Below are 18,503 nucleotides of genomic sequence, written 5' to 3'. Positions count from 1 at the left end.
ATTAATTCGAAATGGCATTAAGAGTATTGATTGGTTCACCTATATCAGCAACACATTGGCACAGTGCATTTGCTCATTGACGATGTTCCCGAAGTACTGCGAATTACTGAAAGTTAAAGTGCAACAAAAGCCCCACGGATTTCAATTCCTTCTCGAAGAATTTCCTCAGATACTTCCGCAGGCTGAGCCAATTCCTGATAGTTACTTTAATCTCAATAAGGCGTTAAGACCTTTACGAAATGGTGCGTATTGGGCCATTAGTAAAGATGTTGGGAAAAACTATAAAGTGCTAGATACGGATGCAACGCGCAAATGGATTCGTCGTTTAGATGCACCAGGTATATTCCCAGATCAAGGTTATTACAAAGAAGTGCCTCCAAAGGATAAAGCTGTGTATTTGGAGACAGGGAAAGCCTGCAAGGTTGCTGGTGTATATCGTTACGACGATGAATTGGATATCGATGGAAAGCCGGTGCATGCAGGCCATGTAAACCGAACTGACTACGAAGAAAACTACACCAGTGATTATAGACAGCATGTAGTCCTATTGGTAGGTGATATAGCGCCTAGATTCTTGGCATTCTTTGATCACGCTGAACTTAAAGAAGCCAAAACGGTTAAATGGCACTTGGTCAGTGAAATTATTAAAGTTGAATAGTTGATAGATTTAATGGCCTGGTGATACATCAATGCAGGCTGATAAAGGGCTTTGCTATCGTATATACGATGCTTGTTGATTAAATTGGCAACAATAATGGCGCGAGAAATCTGTCAATTTAGCGCAAGAAAATGAGCTAAAACCGCAACTTTAAGTAATTTTGTTTAGTACAATAAAGTGTACATAACAAATGAAATATATGTGTATTGTACCAAATACTGTACTAAATGATGTGTAGTAAAAATTGCGCATTAAAGAGGATTCTATTCTATGCGCCGTGAATTTTTATGCGGATTCTAGTGAGAAGGGTCATCAAGATCAATTTTAACCTTATCGATAATTTCAGCTGCTTCTTCGCTAAAGTCGTCAGATGATTCAAGCCATTCACATTCAGTGCATTTAATACCTTGGCGTTCCGTTCGTTCGGGTTCTGATTTGCTTATACGAGTTTTAATTTCACCAGTCTTGGGGTGGATTTTTCTTGAATACTCGGTCGCCATCTCAAACCAAATGGCTAGTTGCCCCTGACATTTAGGGCAAACTAATTTTTCAGCTACTTCCATCTCTTATGAACCTTTTTTTGTTTATGGGAGTGACCTATTGGTTGAGGTCACGTAGTTTTAACAGCTGAGTACGAAGGTGGGTTGCATCTGCCATAAGAAAATTCAGGCAAGATTGATGACCACCTTTTGATAAGACGTTGGGTAGGTTGTGACTCGCATCTGCAATGTTTGAAATTAAATCTAATTTTTGCTTATCGGTAAGCGTTCTGAAGGCTGGACCAGCTAGATGACGGATCGTGACAAAGCTTTCACCAAGTAAGCGCAACACTTCAATATCTTCGCTATGCAGCTCAATTATTTCCTTGTCTGCAGGTGTACTATTTTGGGTGTCGTTATGATTTGAATCGTGCGGTTTCATGCAAGTACATCAATGCGATATTTATGATTTAAAATAACACTTATTAGTCTAAAATACACATTACGTTTAGTACATAAAATGGTACTAATGTGCTAAAATATGCTCGTTAGGTACAAAAGATTGTATTAAACAATGGGATTTAGATCTACAAGTTCAAGCCATGCAAAAGCATTAGAAATTGGTGAGCGTATCAAACAGGCTCGGCTTAATAAAGATTTAACTCAAGTTGAGATATCTGAGATATCCGGCTTAGAGAGACGCGCAATTATTAATGCTGAGAAAGGGAAAGTCACACTGGAAAATCTGATCGCATATTTGGATGCTCTAAACATGAGGGACCAGATAGATCTGTTTTTACCGCCCCAACCAATATCGCCAATTCAACTCCATAAGTTGCAAGGTAAAGAGCGTAAAAAGGCTTCGGGTGAACATAAGGCTAACTCGAACAACAAGAAAATATTAACTGCGAATAAGGATGATTTAGGATGGTGAGAGATACAGTAAGCGTTGAATATCTTGGTATGGATGTTGGGGTTATGGCGTATACAGAGGGACAGCCAAGTGCCTTTGAATACTCTAAATCATTTCTTGACAGTGGTATCGAGCTTTCTCCGTTGTATATGCCTTTAGGAGAGGGTGTTTATACATTCCCAACATTAAACCCTGAAACATTCAAGGGTTTGGCAGGTTTGTTTGCTGACTCACTACCTGATGATTTTGGTAATCGAATTTTAAATGCGTGGACAGCACGTAACGGTCGATCTCCTGACTCTATCACTCCATTAGAACGCCTGAAATATACAGGTAAGCGCGGCATGGGTGCATTAGAGTATCACCCTATGAAATCAATGAATGGTTTTAATGCGTCTCAGCAAGTTGAAATTATTGAGTTGATTAAAATCGCCCAAGATGTATTAGACACTCGTTCATCTTTAGAGGTTGATCTTAATAATAATGGTGCAGAAGACAAGGATGCCATGCTTGCGCTTCTATCTGTGGGTACAAGTGCAGGTGGCGCACGCCCTAAAGCAGTACTTGCATTTAATGAGGATTACAGCCAAGTCCGTTCAGGTCAAACAGATGTTCCAGATGGCTTTACGCACTACTTGATGAAGTTTGATGGTGTGAGTGAGCATAACGTCAATAAAGAAACTTTTGGTGATCCAATGGGCTACGGCGCAATGGAGTATGTTTATCATCAAATGGCCTTAAAATGCGGTATTGAAATGATGCCTTGTAAGTTGCTGCAAGAGGGTGATCGTCAACATTTCATCACGCAGCGTTTTGATCGCGTTGGGAATGAGAAGATTCACATTCAATCCTTGAATGGCCTGGCGCATGTGGATTATAAAAAACCGGGTTCTTTCTCTTACGAAGAAATATTTAACGTGAACCGTCATTTGCGTTTGACTGCAGCCGAGGCAGAACAGTTGTTTAGACGTATGGTATTCAATGTGGTATCTCGTAACCACGATGACCACTCAAAGAACTTTGGCTACATGCTTGTAGATAATCAATGGAAACTGGCACCAGCTTATGACTTGGCATATAGCTATAAGCCGAACTCTTTTTGGGTAGATCAACATTGGATGACTCTTAACGGAAAGCGTGACAATTTTGAAATGGCTGATTTCCTGTCATTCGAGAAGCTAAGTCCAATCTTTAATGAACAGCGTATTCGCCAGATTTTGGAAGAGGTTATCGAGGCGGTTTCAAGTTGGACTTCACTCGCCGTGCAATCAAATGTACCTAAGGTTCTGATTGAGCGCGTTGAGCAAAACCTGCGCTTGAAATTCTAAATTGTCTTTATTACCAACTGAGCTACCTTCGGGTGGCTTTTTTTTGCATATATTTTAACGTGGGCCTAGATCGATAGGTTTGGACTCGCGTTTATTTCAAGGCAGAAATGAATAAAAAAGGCAGCTTATAACTCATTGCTGTCCCACAATTTTTCACAAGAGGAAGCTCATTTGAGCTTCCTCTTGTTTTATGGGTATTTTATCGGGTGAAAATAAAGCTTTTAAAGTTCTTCTTTCACTACGCTTTGCTACGTCTTGCGAAGCAATGCTTTTCATCTCAGAAAGTTTTATCTCCAATAGACCCGGTACGGTTCACAAAAAATTCATGATTGTATTGTTATTCTTTTAGTCAGATTAAAGTCGATAAAGCTTATTGACGCTTCGTGATGATTAAAAACGAGAATGGTATGAATCAATTTTCTGAAGAGGACTTATCCAGAATTATAGAAATGGCTTGGGAAGATAGAACTCCTTTTGAAGCTATTTTATGTGAGTATGGTTTAAATGAAGCGGCGGTGATCCGCTTGATGCGGCAAAATATGAAAGCATCGAGTTTTAAAATGTGGCGTGGACGCGTCACCGGCCGAAAAACCAAACATCTGCAACTGCGTTCACCCGACGTGATACGGGCCTATTGTTCACGGCAATACAAGCGTTTCTAAGCGTTTGATTTTGACCGCTGTCTGGACTCACGTTTACATCGTTCAGAACAGTATCTGACTTCCTCCCAGCAGCGTTGCCATTTTTTGCGCCAAGTAAAAGGACGCAAACAGTGCATACAGATTTTTTCAGGAAAATGCTGTTTTTTCATGGTTTATAACTCATCAATCCGGCTAAGAAGTTGCTGGGCATGGCTGATAATCTGAGGTCGATCTTTAAGCTTGTCCAGCTGTCGATAGATCATGCACATACGTGGATGAGTACGGAATGTCGCTTCATGCCGGATCATGAAATACCAGTACAGGCTGTTGAAAGGACAGCTGTCCGGTTCGGTACGGGTTTTGACATTGTAGCTACAGTGCTTGCAGTAATCCGACATCTTATGGATATAATTGCCCGAAGCCCCATAGGGCTTGCTGGCCATTAAGCCACCATCGGCATGCATTACCATGCCCAAGGTGTTCGGTAGTTCTACCCATTCATAGGCGTCGGCATATACTGCCAGATACCACTCACTGATCTGCTGAGGGTCTACACCCGTTAACAGGGCAAAATTTCCAGTCACCATCAAACGCTGAATATGATGTGCATACGCATGCTGAAAAGTATTACGGAAACACTCAGCCATGCAGTTCATCTGAGTGCGGCCAGTCCAGTAAAATTGTGGCAACGGGGTTGAGTACTGCAGCGCATTGCGGCTGGCATACTCCGGCATGTACAGCCAGTAAATTCCGCGGACATATTCGCGCCAGCCGAGGATTTGCCTGATAAAACCTTCCACTGCATTCAGTGGTGCATGACCGGCATAGTAGGCCGTTTCTGCGGCATCACAGACTTCTCGCGGCAGCAGCAAGCCACAGTTTAGATAAGGCGAGAGCAGGCTGTGAAACAGCATGTCTGCACCCTGAACCATGGCATCCTGATAATCTCCAAAATGCGGCAAACTGTGGGTAATGAAATGCTCCAGTGCAAGCAGAGCATTGCTACGTGTGGTGGCCCAGCGGAAGTTGTCAAGGCTGCCTGCGTGAAGCGGAAACTCGCGCTCAACCATTTGCATTACATCCAGATCAATCTGATCGCGTTCAAAATGAAGTGTTGGAGGCAATGGTGGAGTGCCTGACCATGCCTTGCGATTGGCGCTGTCATAGTTCCACTGTTGTCCAAGCGGCTGCTGTCTCTGCATCAAATAACCGGTCTGTTTACGCATTTCCCGGTAAAAATATTCCATGCGCAACGTCTGGTAGCGGCTGGCCCAGTGCCGGAACTGCTCCGGGCTACAGAAAAAACGATCGTCATCCAGACACTGTACCGGCAGTTGCAGCTGCTGGCTCCAGTGCTTTTCAATCTGCTGCTGCAGGCGGTATTCCCCGCATCGGGTCATTACCAATTCTGTGACGGGGAACAGCAGTTGCTGTGCCTGTACGAAATCCAGCAGGCTACGAATCGGACTGCCGTACTGAAAAGCATGGTAACGTACACGCCAGCCTTCCGCTTTGAGCTCTTTGGCAAAATGCCGCATTGCGCTAAAAATCAGGGCAATTTTCTGCGGATGATGGGCGACATAAGTCGCTTCCTCAACCACTTCGGCCATCAGGATCACATCCCGGGTACGGTCCAGCGCTTTAAGCGTAGCGAGCTGATGATGAAGCTGGTCACCTAAAATTAAACCGAAACGCATAGCCCTTCCAGACCCGATCAAAGATAGTCTAGTGTAAAGCCAGACAGTTCAATTTTTTGTGAAAACACAGATCAGTCCGCATGTTCAGTCAATTCAGCCCGACCAGATGATCTGCTGACATTGCACAGGAATCATGATTGCTACAATAACAGAGTGTTCATCTCTATAATGCTACAGCCAGTTGATGAAACTCGCTTCGCATTATTCCTGAAGACATAATTGTTGTGAAAATTATGTGATTTTAATCAAAAAGATACAAATTATTATGGTTGTAATTTAGGCAGCGTGCGCTTAGTATCTAAAGAGAAGTTACTCTATGTAAGCTTCCTTAGTTTTGTCCCATACACCCCCATGTATGGGATTTTTTTTAATCAGTGGATGTCATGAGCATGCATTCAAAAGCGTATATTTTTAGACAGCAGCAATTACTGGTGGATGAATATTTTCAGTTGCCGCAGGTAGAAAAACTGCAGCACGACTTGGATCTGTCGGAAAATGGCCAAGTCATTGCACGGGATCTAAAAGAAAATGAATCAGTACCAGAAGGTTATCAACTGGTCCCGATCCGGCAACTGGTACAGGTCTGGAGCAGGCCGCAGTTTGAACAGGCCAGCCGTGCTGTGCAGTTACTGGAGTGGCGTCGTAACCACCGCTTCTGCAGTAAATGCGGTCACGCCACTCAGCAGCATGTCAGCCAGTATGCCATGGTCTGTCCATCCTGTAGCTATAACCAGTATCCACGGGTGAATCCTTGTGTGATTACTATCATCACCCGCGGCGAAGATGAAATTCTGTTGGCAAAAAATGCCCGCAATAAAACCCAGATGTATAGCCTAATTGCTGGATTTGTTGAAGTGGGCGAAACCTTAGAGGAGGCAGTACGCCGTGAGACGCTGGAAGAAGTTGGGCTGCAGATCAAGAATATTCAATATCTGGCTAGTCAGCCCTGGCCGTTTCCTAGCAACCTGATGATGGCTTTCAGTGCAGAGTATCACTCGGGTGAGATTCAGCTTCAGGAAGATGAGCTGAGCGATGCGCAATTTTTCAAGTTTAATCAGTTACCAGAGATTCCATTTAGAGGTAGTATCGCTTATGCAATGATTTAGCATGTGATGCATGGAATGCCTGTGGCAGATGACAGCAAAGAGTGGCTTTGAAATTTTGAACAAATAATATAGTGCGCATTCTCGCTCTTTTAAGGGCGAGTTAAGCCACTAGAAATTTAAAATTATTATATGAGTTATAAATAATATAAAGCGATAATATATAAATATTTTTATATTATCATCTTGTTTTAGCTGTGAGTAGTTCATCGACTTAAATAATTTTGAAAATTTTTCCGCTAGAAGTACTTTGGAAAAACATTTCAAAACTGGGCCGAATATCTTCACCGTCCACGGTAATATATTTGACATGGGAACAAGACTGGCTAGCACTAAAATGGCGCTCAACCGTGGCCTGAATAGAATATTTGATACCAAATTGGTCTTTTACATTTAGATTTTGTTTAAACATTAGTTCACCTTTAACAAGATTATGGCAGAGCGGCTATTCAATTGATTAGGCAATATATTATTTTTTAAATAACTTTTTGATTTAGCTTAAATAATTGATTTAAAGACGTATAAAATGTACGACCATCTAAATTTAAATCTACCTCAATTCCAGATTCCAGCAGAACTCTTTTACCCACTTCAATTTCTTTAAAACCTTGACGTGTATTCTGCATTTTATTTAAGGGAATTAAAGAAACGATAATTTCAGTACCATTTTTAGATTTTGCAATTAATTCATTAACTTTTAACAATTTATATCCTGTTTTTATGATTTTTTTCCAATATGGAACAACAACTTTTCTTTAAAATTAAAAAAGCACTGAGTAGTGCTTTTTCAACTCGTATTTTAGTGCTTATATAGCAACAATATTGACCGCATTCGGTCCTTTTTGACCTTGAGCAATACTAAATTCAACCTGTTGGCCTTCGAATAAGGTTTTAAAACCTGAGTTGGCAATTTCACTGAAGTGAGCAAAAACATCTGGACCTGATTCTTGTTGAATAAAACCAAAACCTTTAGTTTCATTGAACCACTTAACGGTACCTTTAACAACATTTGAGTTTGACATAATAAATCCTACTGATTTTTTAATAATTTTTAGTCATTTTATTGACTGCATATAACTTTGAAAATAATAAAGAATGAAACTTAAAATCTGAAAAAACGAAGAATTATGAATAAAACGACGATACTTAAGAGAGATTTAATGCAACAAGACTTTTTTCTAGTTGAGTTAACTATACCTTAAAAATAAAATTAATCAAGTTTTTTTATATGTATATTTAATTACCTTATAAAAGATGATTGGGTATGAAAGTAATATGTTGATCTATTTGACTTTTTTAAACAATACTATCGACAATATTGCTACATTGAATCTGAAAAACCAATTTACCGCGTTAAAAGGGGATCCAAGAAAAAATGATTTTCCCCATTTTCTCAGGCTGTAAGATTGAAATTTCGCCTACCTTTATCCTGCATTAAATCTTCACACTTTGTTCACATCGACTTGGGTTATCTTAATCCTGAGATCTAACAGGGCTAAAAAATGAAGATGCGATTTAAGTCTGCTTTTGCAGCGATAGCACTGTCTATCATCAGCTTAAATACAACGACTCAAGCAGAAACTGCTGCGCCTCAGGCAGTTGAACGAATAGATATACAGAAGTATGCCGGTAAATGGTATGAAATTGCGCATTTACCGATGTATTTTCAGCGTAAATGTACAGCTAATATCACGGCACAATATAGCGTCAATGCCGATCAAACTATCGGCGTATTGAATAGCTGCCGAACTGCCAATGGTGAGATAATTAGCTCTGAAGGTGTTGCGTATTCGCAAAATCAGGGGAACAGCAAACTGAAGGTCAGCTTTTTGCCTAAAGGTTTAAGATGGATCCCCTTTACTAAAGGTCATTACTGGGTATTACGAGTAGACCCGGAATATAAAGTGGCACTGGTGGGTGGCCCAAGTAATAAATACCTATGGATTTTGTCACGTCAACCGCAACTAGATGAAGCAACTTATAAGTCATATATAGACACTGCAAAACATTATGGTTACGACGTCACAAAACTTATCAAATTGCCTCATTAATCTGCTAACCTTTTGCCGAACTGATAAATCTCTCTACAGTTCGGTTTTTTTTATTTACTTCACATAAAATTCATATCTGACTGATTAAACTAATCAAATAGAATAAATATAGTTGCAAAAATTTAGGGTGAGTCGATGTTGAAAAGTCTGATGCGATGGGTAGACAGCTGGTCCACACCCACAGTGCCCGAAACACTGACGGCTGAAAACAGCAAGATTCAGTGGCAGCGGATTTTACCTTTTATTCTGTTGCATCTGGCTTGTCTAGCAGTGTTCTGGGTGGGAGTGTCGTGGTTTGCAGTGGGCTTTATGCTGCTGTTCTACCTGATTCGTATGTTTTCCATTACGGCTTTTTTTCATCGCTATTTATCGCATAAAACTTTTCAGACTTCACGTCCCGTACAGTTTCTGTTTGTGCTGATTGGCACCATGAGCGCGCAACGTGGTCCGCTCTGGTGGGCGGCGCATCACCGCTATCACCATCGCTATACTGATACCTTGAAAGATCCGCATTCCTCGACGCATGGTTTTTGGTATAGCCATGTGGGTTGGTTTCTGAATGAATATAATTTTTCTACACGTAAAGAAGTCATCAAGGACTGGCTGAAATATCCAGAGCTGATCTGGCTAGACCGTTTCAGTTTGATTGTGGTGCTGCTGACTGCAGGCGGGATTTATGTACTAGGCGAATGGTTGGCAATCACTTGGCCACAACTCGGGACGTCCGGCCTGCAACTTCTGGTCTGGGGATTTGTGGTGTCCACGGTGTTGTTGATCCATGCGACCTTATGTATCAATTCACTGGCGCATCATTACGGTAGCCGTGATTTTGACACGGATGACCACAGCCGCAACAATTTATTCTTGTCTATCATTACCTTGGGCGAAGGCTGGCACAACAATCACCATTATTATGCAGGCAGTACCCGGCAGGGTTTTTACTGGTGGCAGATTGATATGACCTATTACCTGCTAAAAATTATGTCTTGGCTCGGGATAGTTTGGGACTTAAAGCCCATTCCGGCACGGATTTATGAAGCCAGTAAAATTGCTCAGGCTCGAAAAAATAAAAAAGCTGCTACGGCAGGTACTACCACGATTCATTCGAAGGAATCACCATGAAAATTGCAATTATTGGTTCAGGTATTTCCGGTTTGTACGCTGCCTGGAAACTCAGCAAAGCGCATCAAGTTACAGTCTTTGAAAAGAATAACTACTTTGGTGGTCATACTGATACTCATCAGCTAAATATCGATGGTGAACAGGTTGCGGTAGACAGTGGCTTTATCGTGTTTAATGAGCATAACTACCCGCTGTTCTGCTCGATGCTAAAAGAGCTTGGAATTCAATCGCAAAGCAGTGACATGGGCTTTTCGGTGAATAATCAGGTCAGTGGCTTACAGTACAATCCTTCAAAAAAATTCTCGCTGTTATTCCGACCGCAAAACTTTTTTAATGTGGATTTTCGCGCGATGTTGTCGGATCTGTTCCGTTTCTATGCGGCGAATAAAGATCTGGATGTGGAACAGGTCGATGCACAGCTCAGTATTGATGAGTATTTAAATCAACATGGATATAGCACAGCTTTTCGTCAGGAACATCTCTATCCGATGTGTGGAGCGCTGTGGTCTTGCCCGGTGGAGCAAGCTGGACAAATTCCCTATAAATTTGTGGTGAGCTTTTTCCAGCACCATCGCATGTTGCAATTAAAAGACCGGCCGTTATGGCTTACGGTCAAGGGAGGATCAGCGCATTACGTTCGTGCGATTCAGGCCCAATCCAATATCACCTTCCGCAAAACTGCTGTGCAGCTTGTTTCACGCAGTGCCAATGATGTACTGATTGAAACAACACAGGGCACCGAACGTTTTGACTGGGTCGTGTTTGCCAGCCATGCTGATGATAGTCTGAAATTACTGAAAGACCCTTCTGCTCAGGAGTTGGACGTACTCGGTAAGTTCCGCTATCAGGATAACCGCATGGTGGTGCATTCAGATACTAGTATTATGCCCAAATCTCGTCGCCAATGGGCGAGTTGGCATGTACATGTAACCTCGAGTCAAGGATCTGAACAGACGCCATTCCAGCATAGTAATATGCACTATGGTTTTAGCTATTGGATGAACCAGTTGCAAAACCTGCAATGCAAAACTCAGGTCTTTGCCACCCTGAATCCTAACTTTAACCTCGATCCGAAAAAAGTCTGGGTGGAACGAAACTACCGTCATCCGGTGTTTGATGCAACTGCCATTGAAGGACAACAACGCTGGGCAGAGGTTAATGGTCAGAACCGCACCTCATACTGTGGTGCTTACTGGGGCTGGGGCTTTCATGAGGATGGCGCGCGTAGTGCTTCCTGGGTAGTCGATCAGCTATTGCAGCAGACCGAGCAGGCAGCTAGGAGCGCATGATGCAGATGTATCCACTGGCGATCGCTGCTGCCGAAATTAGGCATCGCCGTTACTTGCCCAAAGCTCATGCTTTTGAGACCCAGCTAACCTATCTATGGTTTGACCCAGATCAACTCTCAAGCTTTACCCAAAAATCCTGGCTATGGTCTTCTAGGCACTGGAATTTCCTGACCCTAGATGAGCGGGATTTTCTGACCATGGAATATGGTTCGATTCGGCAGAAGGTCGCACGTTTGCTCATCAAGCGGGAAAACTATCTATTACCGCATGCCGCATCTATTCGGGTGCTGGCTTTGCCACGAACACTCGGCTTTCGCTTTAATTCTGTAGTGTTTTATCTAGTCTTTGATGCCACCGACCAACTGATATTTGTACTGAGTGAAATCACCAACACACCGTGGAATGAAAGACAGGTCTACATTCACGACTGCCGAAACAATACAGACGAACATGCGCCGTACCAGAGTCATCAGTTTGACTTTAAAAAGGTCTTTCATGTGTCACCGTTCATGCCGATGGAGCTAGATTATCGTTGGCGCTTCAGCTTCTCTGATCATCAGAACGTGATTCATATGCAGCTGTTTGAGCAGGCCGTGCTGCAATTCGATGCCACCCTGAAATTTTCCCTAGAGGCCATCACAGTTCCTTCACAACAGCATCGCTATGCTGTACTGAAAGTTCTCGAACCCTTCAGGATGGTCAGCGGAATTTATCTGCATGCCTTTCGTTTATGGAAAAAGAAAATTCCGTTTTACCGCCATCCTAAAAAAGAAAAAGGAAAGACATGACTATGAAAACACTGTTAATGGGAGAGCACACCGAACTGCCGGTGGTATTACGGCATTTGCTGAAATTGCGTCATGGTCAGTTAATATTTAAAGGTATCTGGAATGGTCTGGTCGGGGAAAACTACAGTGACTTACATGCTGTAATTCAAGTTCACGACCAACGCCTTATCGATTTGCTGTTCCGTAATGGTGTACTGGGGGCAGCAGAAGGCTTTATTCGTGGTTACTGGAGCAGTGAAGATCTGGTCAATGTAATTCGTATTCTAGCGCGTAATCGTGATGTGCTTGATCGGATGAATCAAAATGTAGTGGCAAAAGCTAGCCAGTTGGTACTCAAGGCTTGGTATAAATCCCGCAAGAATTCGATTGATGGTAGTCGTCAGAATATTGCTGAGCATTATGACTTGAGCAATGATTTTTTTAAATTGTTCTTAGATTCCAGCATGATGTATTCCAGTGCGGTGTTTAAAGAACCCTGTATGAGCTTGGAACAAGCTTCAGATTATAAAAAAGAACTGATCTGCCAAAAACTTCAATTGCAACCGATGGACCATTTGGTTGAAATTGGCAGCGGCTGGGGAGGCTTTGCCATTTATGCGGCTCAGCATTATGGCTGTATGGTGACCACCATTACCATTTCCCAGGCACAATATGATGAGGCTGTAGCCCGAGTTGCTGAAGCAGGGCTGTCTCATCGGGTGTCTGTACAGCTTCAGGACTACCGTTTACTCGAGGGTAAATACGACAAATTGGTGTCCATTGAAATGATTGAAGCAGTGGGTGAGCAATATTTACCAACTTATTTCCAAAAATGCCGCGAGCTCCTTAAGCCGAATGGTCTAGCCTTGATACAGGCGATTACCATTGAAGATGCACGCTATGTTAAAGCTTTAAATACGGTGGATTACATTAAGCGTTATATTTTCCCCGGTAGTTTTATTCCATGTATCAGTGTGATGACGCAAACGGCTTCTGAGCAAAAACTTCGTCTCAAACATCTGGAAGATATTGGTCAAAGCTATGCACAAACCTTGAAGTGTTGGCGCCAGCGTTTTCTGGAGCAGCGTGATCAGGTGCTGCAACTTGGTTTTGATGAGCGCTTTATCCGCATGTGGGATTTTTATCTGTGTTATTGCGAAGGTGGTTTTAGGGAAGGCGTGATCAGTGATGTGCATTTGCTGTTTGAAGCCAGTGCTTACTAAGCAGAAATAAAACAGGAGGGCGACATGCTGCTAGATTTATTTTTGCTCAATGTCTTCATCATGCTCTGTAGCTGGGTGTTGGTGACCTATAACCGCAGAGCAGGGCTAGTCGATGTCGCTTGGAGTTTCAGTATTGCTCTTAATGTGATTATTGCCGCTTGGGCGATTCACAGTGCACCACTGTTGGTTCGGTTATTTCTGGGACTGGCGAGTGGGATCTGGTTTTCACGGCTGACTTGGCATCTGTTACGGCGCTATGCCAATGAAACCCAAGAAGACACGCGTTATGCCAACATGCGCCGAGCGATGGGGGACTATCAGCATCTTGGTTTTCTGGTGTTTTTTATATTTCAGGCAGGTTTGGCGCTACTGTTTTCCTACCCAATGCTGAAGTTATTAAGTATCTCGACCGAGCAATGGAATGACTGGACTTTGGTCACTGTGATTGGGGCGGGCATGATCATGCTCTTGGCTTTGATAGGAGAAAGCACTGCCGATCAGCAACTTTACCGTTTTAAGCTAGATCCACAGAATCAAGGTAAAACCATGGATCAGGGCTTGTGGAAATATTCGCGCCATCCGAATTATTTTTTTGAATGGCTGCATTGGTTTGCCTATCCAGTGCTCGGTTTGGCAGCAGGATGCTATGAATTATGGATATATCCACTGCTGATGTGGCTATTCTTGTACTACTTTACAGGTATTCCCTTTAGTGAAAAACAGGCGCTGGCACATCGTGGCGACAACTATAAAGACTATCAACGACGAACTTCAATGTTTATTCCGTGGCCACCCAAAGAGTAGGTAAATACATGGACTTTATGATTCAAAAAACCTTAGAACTGATCGAAAATGGCAAGGTGCCAGACCCAGTGATTCGTGCAGGCATTCGTACTTTAAGCAAAAAACGTTTGGCACAAGAAGGTCGGTTTAACCCCGCATTGGCAGCGCAGCGCTATATGGATGTGCTGACCATGCTGAAAAACAGCGAAATTGCTATTGAGACAGACAAAGCCAATGAGCAGCATTATGAACTGCCGACCGCATTTTTTCAGGCAGTACTCGGTAAGCGTTTGAAATATAGCGCGAGTCTATTTAAACATGCCGATACAACGCTAGACCAAGCTGAAGAAGCTACTCTTGCATGCTATTGCCAGCGAGCACAACTGAAAGACGCGCAGGATATTTTGGAAATTGGCTGCGGTTGGGGGTCTTTAAGTCTATATATGGCCGAGCATTATCCAACGGCCCGTATTACAGTCGTGTCAAATTCTTCAACGCAGCGCGAGTATATTCAGGAACAAGCCCGTTTAAAAAAACTGGATAACCTGACGGTGATCACTTGTGATGTCAATGTGTTGCAACTTGAACCTGCCTCTTTTGACCGTGTGGTATCGGTGGAGATGTTTGAGCACGTGCGTAACTATCAAAAACTATTTGAAAATATCAGTATTTGGCTCAAACCAGATGGCTTATTGTGGTGTCATATTTTCTGTCATCGTTTTTTGCATTATCCTTTTGAAGTCAAAAATGAGTTTGACTGGATGTCGCAATATTTCTTTAGTGGTGGTTTGATGCCAGCAGCCTCAACTTTCCTTCATTTTCAGCAGCATTTACAGCTAGAACAGCACTGGCAATGGGCGGGCACGCAGTATGAACGTACCGCAAATGCTTGGCTAGAAAATATGGATACTAAACAGGCCGAGCTAAAGCCCTTATTTGAACAAACTTATGGCGCGGATGCCGCAATCTGGTGGCAGCGCTGGCGGATTTTCTTTATGGCCTGTGCCGAGCTATTTGGTTATGACCATGGACGCGAGTGGGTGATTGGACACTTTCTGTTGAAGAAGAAAGCCGTATAACTGAACAGTGGGATGGGCCAGCGGGGGAATGCATCAATGTTAAAGCTGTTTAGGGATAAACGTGATCATCCTCTGGGTGAGGTGTTTAACCGATACTACTGGCTGCAAATCGGATTCATTGCCCTGTCCGTGGTGATTGGGATTGGCTTCAGTGCTTGGGTGATTAAAGGGTCTTTGCTCAGAACAGCGCTAGAACAGGAAATGTCACACTACTGGCAACGATTAGAACGTAATCCTGCCGCAGAATTGCCCGACACCAAAAATCTGTATGGTTACCGCTGGAACACTGTGCCACCGCCCCAATTTAAGACTATGCCGCTTGAGCAAGGGGTGAATCGGCATTTTGTCGATGGCAAGGAACGCATGACCGTTTATGGTGAAAAAGACGGGCAGCATGTGCTGTTGGTTTTTGGCGAAAGCAATGTCAATAAACTGGTCTGGCTGTTTGGTCTGGCACCACTGATGGTCAGCTTGTTTGTACTTTATAGTATGTTATGGTGGTGGAATCGTCGTGCTCGGCGCTATTTTTCTCCCATTACCAGGCTTGCCAACGCACTGGAACATATTGATTGGGAAGACTATAAAAATCAGGCTTCGCCGTTTCAGGACATCCGTACCGATTCCAATCTAGAAGCAGAATATCTGAAGCAGGCGTTAGAAAAATATCATCAGGTATTAAGCGAGTTTATTCAGCGTGAGCGTGAATTTACCGGGGATGTCAGCCATGAACTGCGCACGCCACTGACCATTCTAAAAGGCAATGTGCAGCTGTGTCAGGCACGCTATGGCGACAACAAATCATTTGCTCGCTTGAACAACACCATTGAAGACATGCAACTATTAGTGGACACACTACTGGCTATCGCCCGCAATACCACCAATAGTTTAACTGCTGAGTCTACTATGCTTTCCGAATGTCTTGAAAATCTAGTTCAGGATCTGGATAGTGTTAGCGATAACAAAGGCATGCGGATAAATTTTCAAAAAGATCTAGAAGAACAGCGACGTAAACTTTATCCGTCGATGACCAAAATGGTATTTGGAAATATTTTGCGGAATGCACTGAATTATTCACAAGGCACAGAAATTGATGTCATTTTGCAAAAAAATACAGTATTGATTGCAGATAATGGTGTCGGCATTCCTTTACCGAATAACTCAAAGGTGCAAGAACTGTCGGGGCAGCAATTGCAATTAGAGATCAAAGGTCATGGCATTGGACTGCAATTGGTACAGAAGTTGTGCAAGCAGCTTGGCTGGCGAGTGGAATTGTTTGATCGACAGTACTATCTCAATACCCATCAGGATGTTGATCTGGCGATGACGACTGGACTGATTGTCGTCGTGTATTTAAATTAAGGTTGGGCTTCTAGAGCTTAAGCTTCTAAAGTGATCTTTAAACCGACCCCGGAGATGGTATGAATTAGCTTTTGCTCAAAAGGCTTATCGACCATTTTACGCAGATTATAAATATGACTGCGTAGGGCATCGCTTTCAGGCTCTTCATCCCCCCAAAGCTCTATCATAATTTCCTGTTTAGTTAGAACTTTAGGCGAATGACGCATCAGTAGTTTGAGCAGTTTGAACTGAATGGGAGGCAGTTCAATGGGTTGTCCTGCACGAGTCAGTTGCTGTGTTGCAGGGTCCAGAATCAGATCATGAATTTGAAGACGGCTAGAGGAGACTTCACCCAGTGAGCGCTTGATCAAAGCTTTGACTCGAACCACCAGCTCATTAAAGTCAAATGGCTTGACTAGATAATCATCCGTGCCTGAATTGAAACCTTTGAGTTTGTCATTCAACGTATCGCGTGCGGTGAGCATCAGCACAGGGAGGTCCATAGCTTCTTTATTTCGTAGCCATTCACATAGTTCATAACCCGAACCATCAGGTAAGTTAATATCTAAAAGTAAAATATGATAGCGTTGCTGCTTGAGCAATTGGCGTGCAGCATTTAGGTTTCGAGCATGATCGACCACAAAACCATGCTCTTCTAGAAACTCGCATAAGGTAGATGCCAGTTCGTAATGATCTTCAACCATCAAAATAAAATGTTTAGACATAACTGTAGAGACTACTTTATTAATTGCTGTTTTAATTTAACACTAAATGGCTGAGGACCTAGCCATATATTAAAATATTGCTGGGCCAGTGGGTGCTGCAGTTGACCCAGATTTTGCTGGTTGAGGGATAAGCTTAGAGTTTGCGTGGCATGATTGTATTTCAGACGGTACAGGTCACCGGATCTGACCGGACGATACAGATCGGTGATTGGGTTGAAAACAGCCTGAATCTTTTGATCTTTGATATTACGTTGGAGTAGATGTCTGGCCGCACGTTTGAATGCCCATTCTGGAATATTTTGTGTGTAGGAAAACTCCATCTGCATGTTTTGGCCTTGCCAAGGCTGATTACAGTTTTGCGCAAAGTAACTGGCCACACCAACCTGTTTTTGTCCCACCATGAGTGGGCCTTTGCCACAAGCGTTTAAGCTTTGGGCCTGCACCCATGGACTGAAGCCACATGCTATTAGTAACGCCGTACTGATTCCTACTTTTTGAAAGGCAGTACCCATGAATAGGTTCCTCCTACATAAGGTAAAGAACGATACAAACCATTGGCCGGATCCCAGAAGTCTTGTTGGAAAATAATCTGATTGTTTGGGTTGACCTTTATTTCACTGATTCCAAATGAATCCATTGTTTGTGTCTTCCCGAACATTTTAAAATCATAAACCATATGCCAATGTACATAGGCAGAGTCTTGATGATAAGAGGTGTTTAACAACGTGACGCTGACCTTGCTGACCCGTTTGTTCATGCCCTGAAAATGTTCAAGCAGTTTTTGACGCGATGAAAATTGCGACAGAGTGTCGTTAATAAAAAGCTGATCTGAATACAGTGCTCCAGCATTTTCAACGAATTTAGGTGTGCCCAAGGTATTAAATGCCGAAGTGAAGCGGGTACCGATTTCTAGTGCTTTTGCATCATCTAAGGGTATTCCCTGAATACTCGCTCTGGCATTTGCATAATCAGAGGAATAACGAGGAACACTTTTACATCCTGACAGGAAAAGCACTGGTAAGGATAAGGCAATTGCCATTAACGTTTTGACTTGATTCATATTCACTGTCCATCTTCACAGTTTATCCTCCCACTTTAGAGAGGCTAAAGTGAACAGAATGTGAAGATAGATACTAAAGACAGTACATTGAATAGAATTTTGATGATTGAGGATTAAATTTCACTTTCTCTTTTTTCTTCAGTCATTAGCCAATGAATGATATTCATGACATCACGATTTTCGTTATTTTTTCTGACCATTGCATAAAAATTATAGTCACAATAGATAAAACCAAAAGGGGCAATGA

General features: G+C 42.7%; 23 protein-coding genes. 13 read left to right on the top strand and 10 right to left on the bottom strand.

What is annotated here, in order from left to right:
* Positions 1 to 658 (top strand): type VI immunity family protein (locus AVJ19_RS17860; RefSeq protein WP_162626644.1); only part of this gene is annotated, 658 nt, incomplete at its 5' end.
* Between the two features lie 296 nt (positions 659 to 954).
* Here AVJ19_RS17860 and AVJ19_RS17855 read toward each other — a convergent pair.
* On the bottom strand, positions 955 to 1,221 hold the full coding sequence (locus AVJ19_RS17855; RefSeq protein ID WP_111860974.1) for a hypothetical protein: 267 nt from the start codon (positions 1,219 to 1,221) through the stop codon (positions 955 to 957).
* Between the two features lie 34 nt (positions 1,222 to 1,255).
* The gene (locus tag AVJ19_RS17850; RefSeq protein WP_111860973.1) at positions 1,256 to 1,579 is read right to left on the bottom strand and encodes a hypothetical protein; all 324 of its coding nucleotides are present in this window, start codon (positions 1,577 to 1,579) and stop codon (positions 1,256 to 1,258) included.
* A gap of 132 nt (positions 1,580 to 1,711) precedes the next feature.
* Between AVJ19_RS17850 and AVJ19_RS17845 the strand changes: the two genes are divergently transcribed.
* From AVJ19_RS17845 to AVJ19_RS17835, 3 genes are all read left to right on the top strand, one after another.
* Positions 1,712 to 2,071, top strand: a complete 360-nt coding sequence (locus tag AVJ19_RS17845; protein ID WP_110975971.1) for a helix-turn-helix domain-containing protein — start codon at positions 1,712 to 1,714, stop codon at positions 2,069 to 2,071.
* Complete coding sequence (locus tag AVJ19_RS17840; RefSeq protein WP_110975972.1) at positions 2,065 to 3,378, top strand: type II toxin-antitoxin system HipA family toxin; 1,314 nt, start codon at positions 2,065 to 2,067, stop codon at positions 3,376 to 3,378. The genes AVJ19_RS17845 and AVJ19_RS17840 overlap by 7 nt, the downstream gene beginning before the upstream one ends.
* Before the next feature lie 407 nt (positions 3,379 to 3,785).
* Positions 3,786 to 4,040 carry a TIGR03643 family protein gene (locus AVJ19_RS17835; RefSeq protein ID WP_078194347.1) on the top strand — a complete coding sequence of 85 codons (255 nt, stop codon included), beginning with the start codon at positions 3,786 to 3,788 and terminating at the stop codon, positions 4,038 to 4,040.
* On the opposite strand, the gene AVJ19_RS17830 is transcribed toward AVJ19_RS17835, so the two are convergent.
* Both AVJ19_RS17830 and AVJ19_RS17825 read right to left on the bottom strand, forming a co-directional pair.
* Complete coding sequence (locus tag AVJ19_RS17830) at positions 4,037 to 4,156, bottom strand: DUF2256 domain-containing protein (RefSeq protein ID WP_236162469.1); 120 nt, start codon at positions 4,154 to 4,156, stop codon at positions 4,037 to 4,039. The two genes, AVJ19_RS17835 and AVJ19_RS17830, sit on opposite strands and share 4 nt — an antisense overlap.
* Positions 4,157 to 4,192: 36 nt before the next feature.
* Positions 4,193 to 5,716: a cryptochrome/photolyase family protein gene (locus AVJ19_RS17825; protein ID WP_111860972.1), complete on the bottom strand. Its 1,524-nt coding sequence runs from the start codon at positions 5,714 to 5,716 to the stop codon at positions 4,193 to 4,195.
* A gap of 383 nt (positions 5,717 to 6,099) precedes the next feature.
* Here AVJ19_RS17825 and nudC point away from each other — a divergent pair, with 383 nt between their 5' ends.
* Positions 6,100 to 6,822: an NAD(+) diphosphatase gene (gene nudC, locus AVJ19_RS17820; RefSeq protein WP_111860971.1), complete on the top strand. Its 723-nt coding sequence runs from the start codon at positions 6,100 to 6,102 to the stop codon at positions 6,820 to 6,822.
* 211 nt (positions 6,823 to 7,033) lie between these two features.
* Here the strand turns inward: nudC and AVJ19_RS17815 are convergent, their stop codons facing one another.
* The 3 genes from AVJ19_RS17815 to AVJ19_RS17805 all read right to left on the bottom strand — a co-directional run bounded on the left by AVJ19_RS17815 (position 7,034) and on the right by AVJ19_RS17805 (position 7,841).
* Positions 7,034 to 7,231, bottom strand: a complete 198-nt coding sequence (locus AVJ19_RS17815) for a hypothetical protein (protein WP_019837892.1) — start codon at positions 7,229 to 7,231, stop codon at positions 7,034 to 7,036.
* A gap of 64 nt (positions 7,232 to 7,295) precedes the next feature.
* Positions 7,296 to 7,523: a hypothetical protein gene (locus AVJ19_RS17810; protein ID WP_004761266.1), complete on the bottom strand. Its 228-nt coding sequence runs from the start codon at positions 7,521 to 7,523 to the stop codon at positions 7,296 to 7,298.
* Positions 7,524 to 7,625: 102 nt separating this feature from the next.
* Positions 7,626 to 7,841, bottom strand: coding sequence for a cold-shock protein (locus AVJ19_RS17805; RefSeq protein WP_004799092.1), 216 nt, complete (start codon positions 7,839 to 7,841; stop codon positions 7,626 to 7,628).
* A gap of 480 nt (positions 7,842 to 8,321) precedes the next feature.
* Here AVJ19_RS17805 and AVJ19_RS17800 point away from each other — a divergent pair, with 480 nt between their 5' ends.
* The 8 genes from AVJ19_RS17800 (at position 8,322) to AVJ19_RS17765 (ending at position 16,492) form a co-directional block, all read left to right on the top strand.
* Positions 8,322 to 8,870, top strand: coding sequence for a lipocalin family protein (locus tag AVJ19_RS17800; RefSeq protein ID WP_111860970.1), 549 nt, complete (start codon positions 8,322 to 8,324; stop codon positions 8,868 to 8,870).
* A 135-nt stretch (positions 8,871 to 9,005) separates the two neighbouring features.
* Positions 9,006 to 9,992 carry an acyl-CoA desaturase gene (locus AVJ19_RS17795; protein ID WP_111860969.1) on the top strand — a complete coding sequence of 329 codons (987 nt, stop codon included), beginning with the start codon at positions 9,006 to 9,008 and terminating at the stop codon, positions 9,990 to 9,992.
* Positions 9,989 to 11,281 (top strand): NAD(P)/FAD-dependent oxidoreductase, encoded by a 1,293-nt coding sequence (locus tag AVJ19_RS17790; protein ID WP_111860968.1) that lies wholly within the window; start codon positions 9,989 to 9,991, stop codon positions 11,279 to 11,281. The genes AVJ19_RS17795 and AVJ19_RS17790 overlap by 4 nt, the downstream gene beginning before the upstream one ends.
* Complete coding sequence (locus AVJ19_RS17785; protein WP_111860967.1) at positions 11,281 to 12,069, top strand: DUF1365 domain-containing protein; 789 nt, start codon at positions 11,281 to 11,283, stop codon at positions 12,067 to 12,069. Before AVJ19_RS17790 ends, AVJ19_RS17785 begins: the two co-directional genes overlap by 1 nt.
* Positions 12,066 to 13,271 (top strand): SAM-dependent methyltransferase, encoded by a 1,206-nt coding sequence (locus AVJ19_RS17780; protein ID WP_111860966.1) that lies wholly within the window; start codon positions 12,066 to 12,068, stop codon positions 13,269 to 13,271. The genes AVJ19_RS17785 and AVJ19_RS17780 overlap by 4 nt, the downstream gene beginning before the upstream one ends.
* 24 nt (positions 13,272 to 13,295) lie before the next feature.
* Entirely contained in the window at positions 13,296 to 14,075 is a 780-nt protein-coding gene (locus tag AVJ19_RS17775; protein ID WP_111860965.1) for a DUF1295 domain-containing protein, read from the top strand.
* Between the two features lie 8 nt (positions 14,076 to 14,083).
* Positions 14,084 to 15,133: an SAM-dependent methyltransferase gene (locus AVJ19_RS17770; protein WP_111860964.1), complete on the top strand. Its 1,050-nt coding sequence runs from the start codon at positions 14,084 to 14,086 to the stop codon at positions 15,131 to 15,133.
* Positions 15,134 to 15,169: 36 nt separating this feature from the next.
* Positions 15,170 to 16,492: a sensor histidine kinase gene (locus AVJ19_RS17765; RefSeq protein ID WP_111860975.1), complete on the top strand. Its 1,323-nt coding sequence runs from the start codon at positions 15,170 to 15,172 to the stop codon at positions 16,490 to 16,492.
* 17 nt (positions 16,493 to 16,509) lie between these two features.
* Here AVJ19_RS17765 and AVJ19_RS17760 read toward each other — a convergent pair whose 3' ends face one another.
* Genes AVJ19_RS17760 through AVJ19_RS17750 form a run of 3 tightly spaced genes read right to left on the bottom strand, consistent with a single transcriptional unit; the run spans position 16,510 to position 18,256 of the window.
* A complete protein-coding gene (locus tag AVJ19_RS17760) occupies positions 16,510 to 17,196 on the bottom strand; it encodes a response regulator transcription factor (RefSeq protein ID WP_111860963.1) in 687 nt (228 codons plus the stop codon).
* 11 nt (positions 17,197 to 17,207) lie between these two features.
* A complete protein-coding gene (locus tag AVJ19_RS17755) occupies positions 17,208 to 17,708 on the bottom strand; it encodes a chalcone isomerase family protein (RefSeq protein WP_111860962.1) in 501 nt (166 codons plus the stop codon).
* Positions 17,684 to 18,256, bottom strand: a complete 573-nt coding sequence (locus AVJ19_RS17750; protein WP_111860961.1) for a nuclear transport factor 2 family protein — start codon at positions 18,254 to 18,256, stop codon at positions 17,684 to 17,686. Before AVJ19_RS17750 ends, AVJ19_RS17755 begins: the two co-directional genes overlap by 25 nt.
* Positions 18,257 to 18,503 lie beyond the last annotated feature (247 nt).

Origin of the sequence: Acinetobacter sp. CFCC 10889, from assembly GCF_003268395.1 — a bacterium.
Classification (GTDB): domain Bacteria; phylum Pseudomonadota; class Gammaproteobacteria; order Pseudomonadales; family Moraxellaceae; genus Acinetobacter.
Note: the sequence above shows the minus strand (reverse complement) of the source record. Positions and strands in the feature narration are given on the sequence as shown.